The organism is Mycobacterium sp. 050134 (assembly GCF_036409085.1).
Taxonomy (GTDB): Bacteria; Actinomycetota; Actinomycetes; order Mycobacteriales; family Mycobacteriaceae; genus Mycobacterium.
In genome coordinates this window covers 224,320-237,969 of sequence record NZ_JAZGLV010000005.1, presented here as the reverse complement: position 1 = coordinate 237,969, position 13,650 = coordinate 224,320, and the positions used below count along the sequence as shown (strand labels likewise).

The window sequence follows — 13,650 nt, the reverse complement described above, 5'->3', positions numbered from 1 at the left end:
CCCCGCGGGCTACGCGTTCGACGTGGCCTCGGTCTGGGTGTCGGGTGGGAGCTGACCCCGCTGCTCGATGACGGCGCGCGCCACGTCGGCCAGCTTGATGTTGAGCGCCTGGGAATGCCGCCGCAACAGGTCGAACGCCTGGTCCTCGCTCATGTCGTGCAGCAGCATCAGCATCCCTACGGCCTTGCCGATCTCGCGGTTGCTCAGCAGGCCCCGGCGCAGGCTCGCGGCGTCCTCGCCCTTCGCGACCGCGTTGATGGCCACGCTGGCGAAGGAGGCCAGCACGGCCGCGCGGCCGGCCGCCTCGGCGTCGAACATGTTGGGGGTTTCGCTGAACAGGTTCAGCGCCGCCCCCTTGCGCTTGTCGACGAGCAGCCGGAAGCCCATGGCGCCGCGCACGGGCGTCTCCTCGACGAGGACCTTGGCGAGCTTGGGCCACAGCGACGGGGTGGTCAGGTCGGGGTCGATCTGCGGAGTTTCCTCCTCGATCGCGTCGATGCACGGGCCGTCGCCCGACCGGCGCTCGATCTCGTCGATCTCCTGCGCGAGCCGGTCGCTGGCGCCCACGGTGATGTACCGGTCGTTCTCGCGCATCAGCAGGCTGGCATGGTCACAGCCGCGCACGACGAGCGTGGCGGCCACGCAGATGGCCGCATACATCTCGCCCGCGTCCGAACCCTGGTAGATGATCTCCGCGAGTGCCGCGAAGACCGTCCCCGGGTCGGCCGTCTCCCCGCCGGGCACGGCGCTGTCGGAATCGGGCTCGTCTGCCAATGTCCCTGCTCCTCCTGCGCGTGGTCATCGAAGGTCATCGAACCCACGTCCGATCGCCGTAGATTATCGGTCGCCGACGACCTTCACACGCTACCCGCCCAGGCGGCGTCGATCAGGCTGTTTCCGGCACGGGCGAAGACGGGCGTCGAGTCTTCGGCCGACCCGCGTTTTCCGGGCGGCGCCACCGGGAAGGATGTCCGGATGGGCATCACCGTCGCGGTCACCGGGCCAACAGGAGAGATCGGCATCTCGGCGGTGACCGCGCTCGAGCGTGAGCCCGCGGTCGATCGGATCGTCGGGATGGCCCGGCGCCCGTTCGACCCGTCGACGCGCGGCTGGCTGAAGACCACCTACCAGCAGGGCGACATTCTGGACCGCGCCGCGGTCGACGCGCTGGTGGCCCAGGCCGACGTGGTGGTCCACCTGGCCTTCATCATCATGGGCTCGCGGGACGAGAGCGAACGCATCAACCTGCAGGGCACGCGGAACGTGTTCGCGGCCACGGTCGCCGCCGAGCGGCCACGGCGCCTGGTCTACACCTCCTCGGTGGCGGCTTACGGCTATCACCCCGACAATCCCGTCCCGCTGACCGAGGACGTGCCGACGCGGGGATCCGCCGAGCACTACTACTCCGCTCAGAAAGCGGCGTGTGAGGCGCTGCTCGCCCAGATCACCGGCGATTCGCCGCTCGAGGTCTTCGTGCTGCGGCCGTGCATCGTCGCCGGACCGAATGCCACCGCGCTGGCCGACGCCATGCCGTGGAACCAGCTGCCCGCCCCGGTGCGCGCGGTGGTCGGCGCCGTGCCGGTGCTCAAGCCGGTCGTGCCGGACCCGGGCATCCCGTTGCAGCTGGTCCACCACGACGACGTGGCCTCGGCCATCGCGCTCGCGGCCACCACGCCGGCGCCACCGGGGGCCTACAACCTCGCCGGCGACGGCACGGTGACCGTGTCGGAGGTGGTCGAGGCGCTGGGCGGCCGGCCGGTGCGGGTGCCGGCCGTGGCCGCCACGGCGGCGTCGGCCGCGATCTCGCGGGTGCCGAAGGTCCCGTCGATGCTCGAGTGGTTGCACACCGCGCGGACATCTGTGGTGATGGACACCACGAAGGCCAGGACGCAGCTGGGCTGGCGACCGCTCTATCCGTCGGCCGAGACCCTGGCGGCGCTGGCGTCGTCGCTTTGACGTCCAATTCGCGCCCGGCGCCCGCCCGGTGGCCGGAGTAGTTTGGCTTCGTGACGTTTCCGTGGCGCGCCGCGTCTCCCGGCACGCCGTGAACCGGGTGACGGCACGCCGCCGGGTCAAACACCTCGCCGCCGAAAAGGCGACCACGCGGCGGGAAACCCTGGTGGTCGAGGAACCGCTCGAGATCCGCGTGAACGGCGCGGCGGTGAGCGTGACCATGCGCACACCGGGATCCGACTTCGAACTGGCGCAGGGCTTTCTGCTGACCGAAGGCGTCATCGCCGACCGCGACGACGTGCTCACCATCCGCTACTGCGACGGCCGCGACGACGACAACGCGAACACCTACAACGTGCTCGACGTGACCCTCGCCCCCGGCGTGCGGGCACCCGACGCTGACGTCACCCGCAACTTCTACACGACGTCGTCGTGCGGGGTCTGCGGCAAGGCATCGCTGGAGGCGGTGCGGGTCAGCGGCCGCTTCGCCGTCGGCGACGATCCGGCCACCGTCGCCGCGGCCACGCTCAACGCGTTGCCCGATCAACTCCGGTCGGCGCAAAAGGTTTTCGACAGCACCGGTGGACTGCACGCGGCGGCGCTGTTCGCGGCCGACGGCACGATGCTCGTCGTGCGCGAGGACATCGGCAGGCACAACGCGGTCGACAAGGTCATCGGCTGGGGGCTGGAGCACCGGCTCGTCCCGCTGCGCGCCTCGGTGCTGCTGGTCAGCGGGCGGGCGTCGTTCGAGCTGACACAGAAAGCCGTGCTGGCCGGGGTGCCGGTGCTGGCGGCCGTGTCGGCCCCGTCGTCGCTGGCGGTCTCGCTGGCCGAGGAGTCCGGGATGACGTTGGTGGCCTTCCTGCGCGGAGACTCGATGAACATCTATACCGGTGCGCACCGGATCAGCTAGGGCGGCCATCCCGCCCTGTGCATAGGCGGACAGCTGGGGATAACCGCCCGGCGCGGGCCGTTGAACGGACCGGTCTGTCAGGGCCAGGGTGCACCGTGGCGCCATGACGAACCCACAGACAATGTCACGGGGGCAGCTGGGGGCGCTGGGAGAGGCGCTCGCTGCCGACCACCTGACCGGGATGGGCCTGCGCATCCTGCACCGCAATTGGCGTTGCCGCTACGGAGAGCTCGACCTGATCGCCTGCGACGAGGCCACCGAGACGGTGGTGTTCGTCGAGGTGAAGACGCGCACCGGCGACGGGTACGGGGGATTGCCGTACGCCGTCAACGGGCAGAAGGTGCGGCGGCTGCGCAGGCTGGCCGGCCTCTGGCTGGCGGGCCAGGACCGGCGCTGGGCGGCGATCCGCATCGACGTGATCGGCGTCCGGATCGGTCGCCAGCGCACCCCCGAGGTCACCCACCTGCGGGGAGTCGGCTGATGGCGCTGGGCCGCGCCTTCTCGGTCGCCGTGCGCGGGCTGGACGGGCAGAGCGTGGAAATCGAAGCCGACATCACCTCCGGCCTCCCGGGCGTGCACCTGGTCGGGCTGCCCGATGCCGCCCTCCAGGAGTCGCGTGACCGCGTCCGGGCGGCGGTCGCCAACTGCGGCAACACCTGGCCCACGGCGCGGCTCACCCTCGCGCTGTCGCCCGCGACGCTGCCGAAGATGGGGTCGGTCTACGACATCGCCCTCGCGGCGGCCGTGCTGTCGGCGCAGCGCAGGAACCCGTGGGAGCGCCTGGAGAAGACGGTGCTGCTGGGTGAGCTGTCGCTGGACGGGCGGGTCAGGCCGGTGCGGGGGGTGCTGCCCGCCGTGCTGGCCGCCAAGCGCGACGGCTGGCCGGCCGTCGTCGTCCCCGTGGACAACCTCGCCGAGGCCAGCCTGGTCGACGGCATCGACGTCTGGGGGGTGCGCACCCTGGGCCAATTGCAGAGCTGGCTCAACGGGTCCGCCGCCCTGACCGAGCGGGTCCGGCCCGGTGTCACCGTGCCCGAACCGACGGCCGAGCTGGCCGACGTCGTCGGTCAGGCACAGGCGAGGTTCGCCGTCGAAGTGGCCGCCGCCGGGTCGCATCACCTCATGCTCACCGGGCCGCCGGGGATAGGGAAAACCATGCTCGCGCAACGCCTTCCCGGGTTGCTGCCGCCCTTGTCCGAAGGCGAGTCGCTGGAGGTCACCGCGATCCACTCGGTGGCCGGCCTAGTGTCGGGGGACACGCCGCTGATCACCCGGCCGCCGTTCGTCGCGCCGCACCACAGCTCCAGCGTCGCCGCACTGGTCGGCGGGGGGTCGGGGATGGCCCGCCCGGGCGCGGTCAGCCGGGCGCATCGCGGGGTGTTGTTCCTCGACGAATGCGCCGAGATCGGCGTCAGTGTGCTCGAAGCGCTGCGAACCCCGTTGGAAGACGGCGAGATCCGTCTAGCCCGCCGCGACGGGGTGGCCTGCTACCCGGCCCGGTTCCAGCTGGTGCTGGCGGCGAATCTGTGCCCCTGCGCGCCCGCCGATCCCCAGGACTGCATCTGCGCCGCGGCGGCCAAGCGGCGATACCTGGGCAAGCTGTCGGGCCCGTTGCTCGACCGCGTGGACCTGCGGGTCCAGATGCATGGGGTGCGCGCCGGGGCGTTCTCGGCAAGCGACGGCGAGTCGACCGCCCAGGTGCGCGAGCGCGTAGCGCTCGCGCGCTCCACCGCCGCCGAGCGCTGGAAGCCGTACGGGTTTCGCACCAACGCCGAGGTCAGCGGCACGTTGCTGCGGCGGAAGTTCCGCCCGGGCAACGACGCGATGGAGCCGCTGCGCAAAGCGCTCGACCGCGGGCTGCTCAGCATCCGCGGGCTCGATCGCACGTTGCGGGTCGCGTGGAGCCTCGCCGACCTGGCCGGCCGAGCATCCCCGGGGCCCGACGAGGTCGGCATCGCGCTCAGTTTCCGGCAGGCGGGAGCTGCGCGATGAGCGACGGTGTGATGCGCGCATGGGCGTACCTGTCCTGGGTGGCCGAACCGCCCTGCGCGGAGCTCGAGGCCCTGGTCCGCCGCGTCGGCCCGATGGAGGCGGCGGACCGGGTCCGCCGGGGCATGGTCGGCCCGGACGTGGCCCGGCACACCGAGGCGCGCTGCGAAATCGACCGCGCGGCCGAAGATCTCGAGCTGTTGGCGCGCCGCGGCGGCCGATTGATCACCCCGGGCAGCGAGGAGTGGCCGGGGCTCGCCTTCGCCGCGTTCGACGGTGTGGCGCGGCCTCGCGGCGGGCCGCCACTGGTCTTGTGGGCGGTGGGCCCGTCGCCGCTGACCGAGGTGACGCCGCGGGCCGCGGCGTTGGTGGGGACCCGGGCGTCGACCGCGTACGGGGAACACGTGGCCGCCGACCTCGCGGCCGGACTCGTCGAACGCGACGTAGCGGTGGTGTCCGGCGGCGCCTACGGCATCGACGGCGCGGCTCACCGCGCGACGCTGGGTGCCGAGGGAATAACGGTGGCGGTGCTGGCCGGCGGGCTCGACATCCCTTACCCGGCCGGGCATTCCACACTGCTGCACCGGATCGGCCGGCACGGGCTGGTGTTCACCGAGTATCCGCCGGGCGTCCGGCCGGCGCGGCACCGGTTCTTGACCCGCAACCGCCTGGTGGCCGCGGTCGCCGGCGCCGCGGTGGTGGTCGAGGCCGGCCTGCGCAGCGGCGCCGCGAACACCGCGGCTTGGGCGCGGGCGTTGGGCCGGGTGGTGGCCGCCGTGCCCGGCCCCGTGACGTCGTCGGCGTCGGCGGGCTGCCACGCCCTGCTGCGGCAGGGCGCGGAGCTGGTCACCCGCGCGGACGACGTCGTCGAGCTGGTCGGTCGCATCGGTGAGCTGGCGCCAGACGAGCCCCACCCGGCGGGCCCACTGGACGGGTTGAGCGACGCCGAGCGCCGCGTCTACGAGGCGCTGCCGGGCCGGGGCGCCGCCACGGTCGACGAGATCGCCGTCGCCTCGGGCCTCGCGCCCGAGCAGGCGCTTGGCCCGCTGGCGATGCTGGAGCTGGCCGGGTTGGCGCAGCGAAAAGACGGGCAATGGCGGATCGTTCGCGCTCGACCAGGTGCGGCAATGCCGCGGCTCGTATAGTCGACGGCGGGTTCGGGTCCGAACGGGAGGATATGTGGCAGGTCGACCTCTGCAGAGCTTCGAGGTTGCTCGCACGGAACAACTCGCCCCGCACATGGTGCGGTTGGTGCTGGGTAGCAGCGACTTCGACACCTTCGTGCCGAGCAAATTCACCGACTCCTACGTCAAGCTGGCCTTCGTCGCCGAGGACGTCGACGTGGCGCGGCTGCCGCAGCCGCTGAGCCTCGACAGCTTCGCCGGGCTCCCGCCCGAGAAGAGGCCGCCGGTGCGGACATTCACGGTCCGTCACGTCGACGTCGCGGCCCGCCAAATCGCCGTCGACATCGCCGTGCACGGTGAGCACGGGGTCGCGGGCCCCTGGGCGACCGCCGCGCAACCCGGTCAGCCCATCTATCTGATGGGACCCGGCGGCGCCTACACCCCCGACCCGGCCGCCGATTGGCACCTGCTCGCGGGCGACGAATCGGCCCTGCCCGCCATCGCGACGGCGCTGGAAGCCCTGCCCGTCAACGCCGTCGGCCAGGCCTTCATCGAGGTGGCCGGCCCCGAGGATGAAATCCCGCTCGCCGCACCGGAATCCGTCGAGGTCAGCTGGGTGTACCGGGGCGGCCGCGCGGACCTGGTGCCCGAAGACCGGGCCGGCGACTTCGCGCCGCTGATTGAGGCGGTCACCACCGCACAGTGGCTGCCCGGGCAGGTTCATGTCTTCATCCACGGCGAAGCCCAGGCCGTCATGCACAACCTCCGGCCGTACATCCGCAAGGAGCGCGGGGTCGACGCCAAGTGGGCGTCGTCGATCTCGGGCTACTGGCGGCGCGGCCGCACCGAAGAAACCTTCCGCCAGTGGAAGAAGGAGCTCGCCCAGGCGGAGGCCGAATCGGCCACGGCCTGACGGCCGACTGGCATTGTCTAAGCCATGGCATTCGGTGATTACCAGAACGAGATCTACTTCAAGGGGCTGGGCGGCGTGGCGCCCGCGCTGCCAATGGCATTCGCGGAGTTGGAGGCCCGGGCCGAGCGGGCGATGTCGCCGTCGGTGTGGTCGTACGTCGCTGGTGGCGCCGGTGACGAGCGCACCCAGCGCGCCAACCGGGAGGCATTCGATCACTGGGGCCTGATCCCGCGCATGTTCGTCGGTGCCGCCGAGCGCGACCTCTCGGTGCAGCTATTCGGCCTGACCCTGCCGTCGCCTTTGTTCATGGCGCCGATCGGCGTCATCGGCATCTGCGCCCAGGACGGCCATGGCGACCTGGGCACCGCGCGTGCGGCGGCTACCACCGGCGTCCCGATGGTCGTCTCCACCCTGACCGCCGACCCGATGGAGGAGGTCGCCGCGGAGTTCGGTGACACCCCCGGCTTCTTCCAGCTCTACACGCCGAAGGACCGTGAGCTCGCCGCCAATCTCGTGCAGCGGGCCGAGGCCGCCGGGTTCAAGGGCATCATCGTCACCCTCGACACCTGGATTCCCGGCTGGCGTCCGCGCGACCTCAGCACGGGCAACTTCCCGCAGTTGCGGGGGATGTGCCTGAGCAATTACACGAGCGATCCGGTGTTCCGCGCCGCCCTGCCGCGCCCGCCCGAAGAGGACCCGCAGGGCACCGTGCTGCAGTGGGTCACCACCTTCGGCAACCCGTTGACCTGGGACGATCTGCCTTGGTTGCGGTCGCTGACCGACCTGCCGCTGATCATCAAGGGCATCTGCCACCCCGACGACGCGCGGCGCGCCAGGGACGGCGGCGTCGATGGCATCTACTGCTCCACTCACGGCGGCCGGCAGGCCAACGGCGGCCTGCCCGCGCTGGACTGCCTGCCGGGCGTGGTCGAGGCGGCCGACGGCCTGCCGGTGTTGTTCGATTCGGGCATCCGCAGCGGCGCGGACATCATCAAGGCGCTGGCGCTCGGGGCGACGGCGGTCGGGGTCGGTCGGCCGTACGCCTATGGTCTGGCGCTCGGCGGCGTCGACGGCGTCGTGCACGTGCTGCGCAGCCTGCTGGCCGAAACGGACCTGATCATGGCCGTCGACGGCTACCCGACGCTCAAAGATCTCACCCCGGACACGCTTCGGCGCGTCGACTGACCCGAGGCGGCGGCGCCTGCGAACGTTTCAGGCGTGGAGGCTGTCCTCGACGAGTTCGACGAATACCTGTCGCTGCAGTGCGGTCGTTCGGCGCACACGCGGCGCGCCTATCTCGGCGACCTGCGCTCGCTGTTGGCGTTCCTCGGCGGCCGGGGCATCGGCCTGGACGGGCTGAGCCTCCCGGTGTTGCGGTCCTGGCTCGCCACGGCCGCCGGAGCCGGAGCGGCCCGCACGACGCTGGCCCGTCGGACCTCTGCGGTCAAGGCGTTCACCGCGTGGGCCGTGCGGCGCGGCCTGCTGTCCGAGGACCCGGCCGTCCGCCTGCAGGTGCCCAAGGCGCACCGCACCCTGCCTTCGGTGCTTCGCCAGGACCAGGCGCTCAAGGCCATGGCGGCCGCGAAGTCCGGCGCCGAGCAGGGGGATCCGCTGGCGCTTCGCGACCGTCTCGTGGTCGAGATGCTGTATGCCACCGGGATCCGGGTCAGCGAGCTGTGCGGCCTGGACATCGACGACGTCGACACCCACCACCGATTGGTGCGCGTGCTGGGCAAGGGGAACAAACAACGCACCGTCCCGTTCGGGCTGCCGGCGGCCGAGGCGCTGCGCGCCTGGCTGACCGGCGGGCGTCCCGCCCTCGCCACCCCCGAGTCGGGGCCGGCCCTGCTGCTGGGAGCCCGCGGGCGCCGGCTCGACGTGCGGCAGGCCCGAACCGTCGTCCACCAGACCGTCACCGCGGTGGACGGCGCTCCCGACATGGGCCCCCACGGGCTGCGGCATAGCGCCGCCACTCATCTGCTCGAGGGCGGGGCGGACCTGCGCGTCGTTCAGGAGCTGCTGGGTCACTCCAGCCTGGCGACGACCCAGCTCTACACCCACGTCGCGGTGTCGCGGTTGCGGGCGGTGCACGACCAGGCCCACCCCCGCGCGTAGGCCGTCGAGTGTGCACTTGCGGCGTCGAGTGTGCATCCCGGGTGCGGATTCGCCCCGGCGACCGCCCTGGACGCACACCGAACGCGGTGGACGCACAACCGGGCCTTGCGGAGCGGGGGATGCCCCTAAGTGCCCGCCTCGTAGCGACAACGCCGAAGGAGAGGCCGAAGGAGAGGCCGGCCGGCCCGTCCTGTGCGGCGAGAGTCGCGCTGAGGCGGGCACACGAGTGGCAAAAGCTCACGGGTGAAGCGGCTTGAGCCGGATCGGGGTGGACCTCAGCAGCCCCAGCGGATCGACGTAGCGCGCGCCGGACGCCGGACCCCACATCGCACCCCAGTGCAGGCATGCGGCCGCTCGGCAGCCGGCGTGCCCCGCGACCAGCGAGCCGAGCACGGTCGAGGCCGTCACCGGCTGGCCAGCGCGGACGGCGGCGCGGACCGGCTCGTAACTGGTGCGCAGGCCGCCCGGGTGGGCCAGGGACACCACGGGCCGGCCGGCCAGGTCGCCGGCGAACACGACGGTCGCCTCGCCGGCCGCGTAGACCGGCTGGCCGGGCGCCCCCGGCAGGTCCACCCCCCGGTGCCCTGGACTCCAGTCGGGCGACGGGGCGTCGAAGCCGCGGGCTTCCCGGTCAAGGGCCGGCGGCGGGCGCAGCGGCCAATCCAGCCGGGGGTCGTCGGCCCCCGCCGGTGCCGCGGCGGCCAGTCCCAGCACCAGCATCAGCCCAGAAACCCGGCGCACCGGCCCAGTCCATCGCCGCGCCGCGGGCGGCGCCACTCACGGCCACCGGCGCTGTGGAAAAACCAGCCGGCGACCCGGTGTAAACTCCTGGTCGCAGCTCGTTCGCGGGCTGACTTCGCGCGTCCGCACAGCGGCTCCCGCTTCTTCAGGAGTTCGCACCGCATGCCGAGCGGTCCCCGCCAGGGGTTTCCTGGCGAGGTACGGCATCGCAGCAGGCGCCAGGGCCCGGCATCACCCGACGCCGGGCGACAACCGACACACGTGAGGCACAAGCATGGCCGTCGTAACCATGAAGCAGCTGCTTGACAGCGGCACCCACTTCGGGCACCAGACCCGTCGCTGGAATCCCAAGATGAAGCGGTTCATCTTCACCGACCGCAACGGCATCTACATCATCGACCTGCAGCAGACGCTGACCTTCATCGACCAGGCGTACGAGTTCGTCAAAGAAACCGTCGCCCACGGTGGCACGATCCTGTTCGTCGGCACTAAAAAGCAGGCCCAGGAATCCATCGCCGCCGAGGCGACCCGCGTCGGCATGCCCTACGTCAACCAGCGCTGGTTGGGCGGCATGCTGACCAACTTTTCCACCGTCCACAAGCGTCTCCAGCGGCTCAAGGAGCTCGAGGGTATGGAGCAGACCGGTGGCTTCGAAGGTCGCACCAAGAAGGAAATCTTGATGCTGACCCGCGAGAAGAACAAGCTGGAGCGCAGCCTCGGCGGTATCCGCGACATGAACAAGGTGCCCTCGGCGGTCTGGGTCGTCGACACCAACAAGGAGCACCTCGCCGTCGCGGAGGCCATCAAGCTGGGCATCCCGGTGATCGCGATCCTGGACACCAACTGCGACCCCGACCAGGTGAACTACCCGATCCCGGGCAACGACGACGCCATCCGCTCGGCAGCGCTGCTCACCAAGGTGATTGCCTCTGCGGTAGCCGAGGGCCTCCAGGCCCGCGCTGGCGCCGGCCGCACCGACGGCAAACCGGACGCCACGGACTCGGCCGCCGAGCCGCTCGCCGAATGGGAGCAGGAGTTGCTGGCATCCGCCACCGCGACCGCCGCTCCGTCCGCCGGCAACGAAGCCGCCGGGGGCGCAACCGAATCCACCCCCGCACAGGAAGGCTGATCATTGGCGAACTTCACCGCCGCCGACGTCAAGCGGCTCCGGGAGCTCACCGGCGCCGGCATGCTGGACTGCAAGAACGCGCTGGCCGAGAGCGACGGCGACTTCGACAAGGCCGTTGAGGCGCTTCGGATCAAGGGCGCCAAGGACGTCGGCAAGCGCGCCGAGCGCGCCACCGCCGAGGGCTTGGTGGCCGCCAAGGGCGGTGCGCTCGTCGAGCTCAACTCGGAGACCGACTTCGTCGCCAAGAACGCCGAATTCCAAGCCCTGGCCGACCAGGTCGTCGACGCCGCGCTGAACGCGAAGGCCACCGACGTCGAAACGCTCAAGGCCGCCAAGATCGGTGATAAGACCGTCGAGCAGGCGATCGCCGACCTGTCGGCCAAGATCGGCGAGAAGCTGGAACTGCGCCGCGTGCAGTTCTTCGACGGCAACGTCGAGGCCTACCTGCACAAGCGCGCCGCCGACCTGCCGCCGGCCGTGGGTGTGCTGGTGGAGTTCACTGGCGAGGACAACAACGCGGCCCACGCGGTCGCCCTGCAGATCGCCGCGCTCAAGGCGCGGTTCCTGTCCCGCGCCGACGTGCCGGAAGAGGTCGTGGCCAGCGAGCGCCGCATCGCCGAAGAGACCGCCAAGGCCGAAGGCAAGCCGGAGCAGGCGCTGCCCAAGATCGTCGAGGGCCGGCTCAACGGGTTCTTCAAGGACGCGGTGCTGCTCGAGCAGCCTTCGGTGTCCGACAGCAAGAAGACCGTCAAGGCGCTGCTCGACGAGGCCGGTGTGAGCGTGACCCGGTTCGTCCGCTTTGAGGTGGGTCAGGCCTAACCCCCGCGCGGCGGCGGGCTAGCGTCGATCCATGCAACACGTGCACGCCTTCGGCGACGACGCCCTGGGTGGCCTGGACGCGGTGGGCCTGGCCGACGCGATCCGTGCCGGCCACGTCAGCAGGTCCGAGGCGGTCGAGGCGGCCATCGCCCGTACCGAGGCCGTCGACCCGGTCCTCAACGGCTTGGCGTACGCGGCCTTCCGGCAGGCCCGGGAGGCCGCAGAGGGGAACGTCGCCGGGCAGGGATTCTTCGGGGGCGTCCCCACGTTCCTCAAGGACGACGTCGACATCGCCGGGCAGCCGACCATGCACGGCACCGACGCATGGACGCCCTGGAACGCCACCTCCGACAGCGAGTTCACGGAGCTGTACCTGACCACCGGCCTGGCACCGGTGGGCAAGACCCAGTTGTCGGAGTTCGGGTTCAGCGCCTCGGCCGAACATCCCCGGCTCGGACCCGTCCGCAACCCGTGGAACACCGACTACAGCGCGGGTGCGTCGTCCTCTGGTTCGGGTGCGTTCGTCGCCGCCGGGGTGGTCCCGATCGCGCACGCCAGCGACGGCGGCGGCTCGATCCGCATCCCGGCCGCCTGCAACGGGCTCGTCGGCCTCAAGCCGACGCGCGGGCGGCTCCCACTCGACGCGATGCTGCGCCGCATGCCGGTCGCCATCGTCTCCAACGGCGTGGTGACCCGCTCGGTGCGCGACACCGCGGCGTTCTATCGGGAGGCCGAACGCGTCTGGCGTAACCCCAAACTCGCTCCGATCGGCGACGTCGCCGGACCGGGCAAGCAGCGGCTGCGCATCGCCGTCCTGACCCGGTCGGTGCAGCGGGAGTGCAGCCCGCAGGTACGCGAATTGACGCTGAAATCGGCCGGCCTCCTTGAGGAGCTCGGCCACCGCGTCGAACACGTCGACCAACCCCCGGTGCCGGCCAGTTTCGTGGACGACTTCGTGCTGTACTGGGGTTTCCTCGCGCTCGCCCAGGTGCGCGCCGGGCGGCGGGTGTTCGGTGCGACGTTCGACCGCACCCGGCTGGACAGCCTGACGCTCGGCCTCGAGCGGCACAGCGGTCGCAACATGCACCGCCTGCCGTTGACGATCATGCGCCTGCGCCGCACTCGGCGGCGCACCGCGAAGTTCTTCGGCACCTACGACGTGGTGCTGACCCCGACGCTGGCCGACGAGACGCCCCGCATCGGCTACCTGGCGCCCACCGACTACCGGCAGGTCATCGACCGGCTGATCGACTGGGTCTCGTTCACCCCGCTGCAGAACGTGACCGGCGAACCGGCGATGTCGCTGCCGCTGGCGCAATCGACGGACGGCATGCCGGTGGGAATGATGTTCTCGGCCGACTTCGGCCAGGAGGCGCTGCTGCTGCAGCTGGCGTACGAGCTCGAAGAGGCCCGGCCGTGGGCCCGGATCGACGCCTGACTAGCAGTCGGAACCGAGCTTTTCGAGCATTCGTTTGAATTCGCGCTGCTGCGATTGCGTCAGCTTGTCCATAATGCGGGCGTCGGCTTCGCGCACCGCCGCTTCCGCCCGCTTGAGCAGGGCCCGTCCCTGGGTAGTCAGGGTGGCCGGAAGTGCCCGCCCCGAGGATACCGACTCGGGCCGGGCCACGGCACCGACGTCCTCCAGCTTGCGCAGCACCGTGTTCATCGCCTGCGGTGTGACGTTGGTGTGCCGGGACAGTTCGGCGCTGGACAGGCCCGGGGACAGCGAAAGTATGCGCAGGCAAACGAATTCCGGCAGCGTCAGGCCGATCGGGCCCAGCACCGCGGAAACCTCCGGCCGCAGAACGGCTCCCACGCGGTAGAGCAGGTAGCCAAGCGGGGCGTCTTCGGCCTGAACCATGTCAGTCATATTTACATACCTCGGGCGTGGGGATGTGCAAACCGTGATTGCCGGGCAGCCCAGGGGGGTAACCGACCAGGAGTCACCTAACCA

At 71.2% G+C, this 13,650-nt stretch carries 13 protein-coding genes and 1 pseudogene; 11 read left to right on the top strand and 3 right to left on the bottom strand.

Going from position 1 to position 13,650, the window contains the following annotated elements:
• Window positions 1-9: 9 nt before the first annotated feature.
• Window positions 10-774 carry a GAF and ANTAR domain-containing protein gene (locus tag SKC42_RS08315; RefSeq protein ID WP_330963821.1) on the bottom strand — a complete coding sequence of 255 codons (765 nt, stop codon included), beginning with the start codon at window positions 772-774 and terminating at the stop codon, window positions 10-12.
• Between the two features lie 201 nt (window positions 775-975).
• Here SKC42_RS08315 and SKC42_RS08310 point away from each other — a divergent pair, with 201 nt between their 5' ends.
• The 8 genes from SKC42_RS08310 to SKC42_RS08275 all read left to right on the top strand — a co-directional run bounded on the left by SKC42_RS08310 (window position 976) and on the right by SKC42_RS08275 (window position 9,007).
• Window positions 976-1,956 carry an SDR family oxidoreductase gene (locus SKC42_RS08310; RefSeq protein WP_330963820.1) on the top strand — a complete coding sequence of 327 codons (981 nt, stop codon included), beginning with the start codon at window positions 976-978 and terminating at the stop codon, window positions 1,954-1,956.
• An 88-nt stretch (window positions 1,957-2,044) separates the two neighbouring features.
• Entirely contained in the window at window positions 2,045-2,866 is an 822-nt protein-coding gene (fdhD, locus tag SKC42_RS08305; RefSeq protein ID WP_330963897.1) for a formate dehydrogenase accessory sulfurtransferase FdhD, read from the top strand.
• 103 nt (window positions 2,867-2,969) lie between these two features.
• On the top strand, window positions 2,970-3,347 hold the full coding sequence (locus SKC42_RS08300; protein ID WP_330963819.1) for a YraN family protein: 378 nt from the start codon (window positions 2,970-2,972) through the stop codon (window positions 3,345-3,347).
• Window positions 3,347-4,858, top strand: a complete 1,512-nt coding sequence (locus SKC42_RS08295) for a YifB family Mg chelatase-like AAA ATPase (protein ID WP_330963818.1) — start codon at window positions 3,347-3,349, stop codon at window positions 4,856-4,858. Before SKC42_RS08300 ends, SKC42_RS08295 begins: the two co-directional genes overlap by 1 nt.
• Entirely contained in the window at window positions 4,855-6,000 is a 1,146-nt protein-coding gene (dprA, locus tag SKC42_RS08290; protein ID WP_330963817.1) for a DNA-processing protein DprA, read from the top strand. Before SKC42_RS08295 ends, dprA begins: the two co-directional genes overlap by 4 nt.
• Window positions 6,001-6,034: 34 nt before the next feature.
• Window positions 6,035-6,892, top strand: a complete 858-nt coding sequence (locus SKC42_RS08285) for a siderophore-interacting protein (RefSeq protein ID WP_330963816.1) — start codon at window positions 6,035-6,037, stop codon at window positions 6,890-6,892.
• Window positions 6,893-6,916: 24 nt separating this feature from the next.
• Window positions 6,917-8,077, top strand: a complete 1,161-nt coding sequence (locus SKC42_RS08280) for a lactate 2-monooxygenase (RefSeq protein ID WP_330963815.1) — start codon at window positions 6,917-6,919, stop codon at window positions 8,075-8,077.
• Window positions 8,078-8,110: 33 nt separating this feature from the next.
• Window positions 8,111-9,007 (top strand): tyrosine recombinase XerC, encoded by an 897-nt coding sequence (locus SKC42_RS08275; RefSeq protein WP_330963814.1) that lies wholly within the window; start codon window positions 8,111-8,113, stop codon window positions 9,005-9,007.
• Between the two features lie 246 nt (window positions 9,008-9,253).
• Here the strand turns inward: SKC42_RS08275 and SKC42_RS08270 are convergent.
• Window positions 9,254-9,784 (bottom strand): annotated as a pseudogene (locus SKC42_RS08270) (M23 family metallopeptidase); the annotation flags it as partial.
• A 238-nt stretch (window positions 9,785-10,022) separates the two neighbouring features.
• Here SKC42_RS08270 and rpsB point away from each other — a divergent pair.
• From rpsB to SKC42_RS08255, 3 genes are read left to right on the top strand one after another with little or no spacing between them, the layout of a single operon-like run.
• Window positions 10,023-10,877: a 30S ribosomal protein S2 gene (gene rpsB, locus SKC42_RS08265; RefSeq protein ID WP_330963813.1), complete on the top strand. Its 855-nt coding sequence runs from the start codon at window positions 10,023-10,025 to the stop codon at window positions 10,875-10,877.
• Between the two features lie 3 nt (window positions 10,878-10,880).
• On the top strand, window positions 10,881-11,696 hold the full coding sequence (gene tsf / locus SKC42_RS08260) for a translation elongation factor Ts (protein WP_330963812.1): 816 nt from the start codon (window positions 10,881-10,883) through the stop codon (window positions 11,694-11,696).
• Between the two features lie 31 nt (window positions 11,697-11,727).
• Entirely contained in the window at window positions 11,728-13,134 is a 1,407-nt protein-coding gene (locus SKC42_RS08255) for an amidase (RefSeq protein WP_330963811.1), read from the top strand.
• Here the strand turns inward: SKC42_RS08255 and SKC42_RS08250 are convergent, their stop codons facing one another.
• Window positions 13,135-13,557, bottom strand: coding sequence for a MarR family winged helix-turn-helix transcriptional regulator (locus SKC42_RS08250; RefSeq protein ID WP_330963896.1), 423 nt, complete (start codon window positions 13,555-13,557; stop codon window positions 13,135-13,137). It lies immediately after the preceding gene.
• Window positions 13,558-13,650: the final 93 nt, after the last annotated feature.

Coding starts and splice junctions, on each gene's coding strand:
- SKC42_RS08310 (WP_330963820.1), top strand. CDS start 976: ATGGGCATCACCGTCGCGGTCACCGGGCCAACAGGAGAGATCGGCATC.
- SKC42_RS08300 (WP_330963819.1), top strand. CDS start 2,970: ATGACGAACCCACAGACAATGTCACGGGGGCAGCTGGGGGCGCTGGGA.
- SKC42_RS08295 (WP_330963818.1), top strand. CDS start 3,347: ATGGCGCTGGGCCGCGCCTTCTCGGTCGCCGTGCGCGGGCTGGACGGG.
- dprA (WP_330963817.1), top strand. CDS start 4,855: ATGAGCGACGGTGTGATGCGCGCATGGGCGTACCTGTCCTGGGTGGCC.
- SKC42_RS08280 (WP_330963815.1), top strand. CDS start 6,917: ATGGCATTCGGTGATTACCAGAACGAGATCTACTTCAAGGGGCTGGGC.
- rpsB (WP_330963813.1), top strand. CDS start 10,023: ATGGCCGTCGTAACCATGAAGCAGCTGCTTGACAGCGGCACCCACTTC.
- SKC42_RS08255 (WP_330963811.1), top strand. CDS start 11,728: ATGCAACACGTGCACGCCTTCGGCGACGACGCCCTGGGTGGCCTGGAC.
- SKC42_RS08250 (WP_330963896.1), bottom strand. CDS start 13,557: ATGGTTCAGGCCGAAGACGCCCCGCTTGGCTACCTGCTCTACCGCGTG.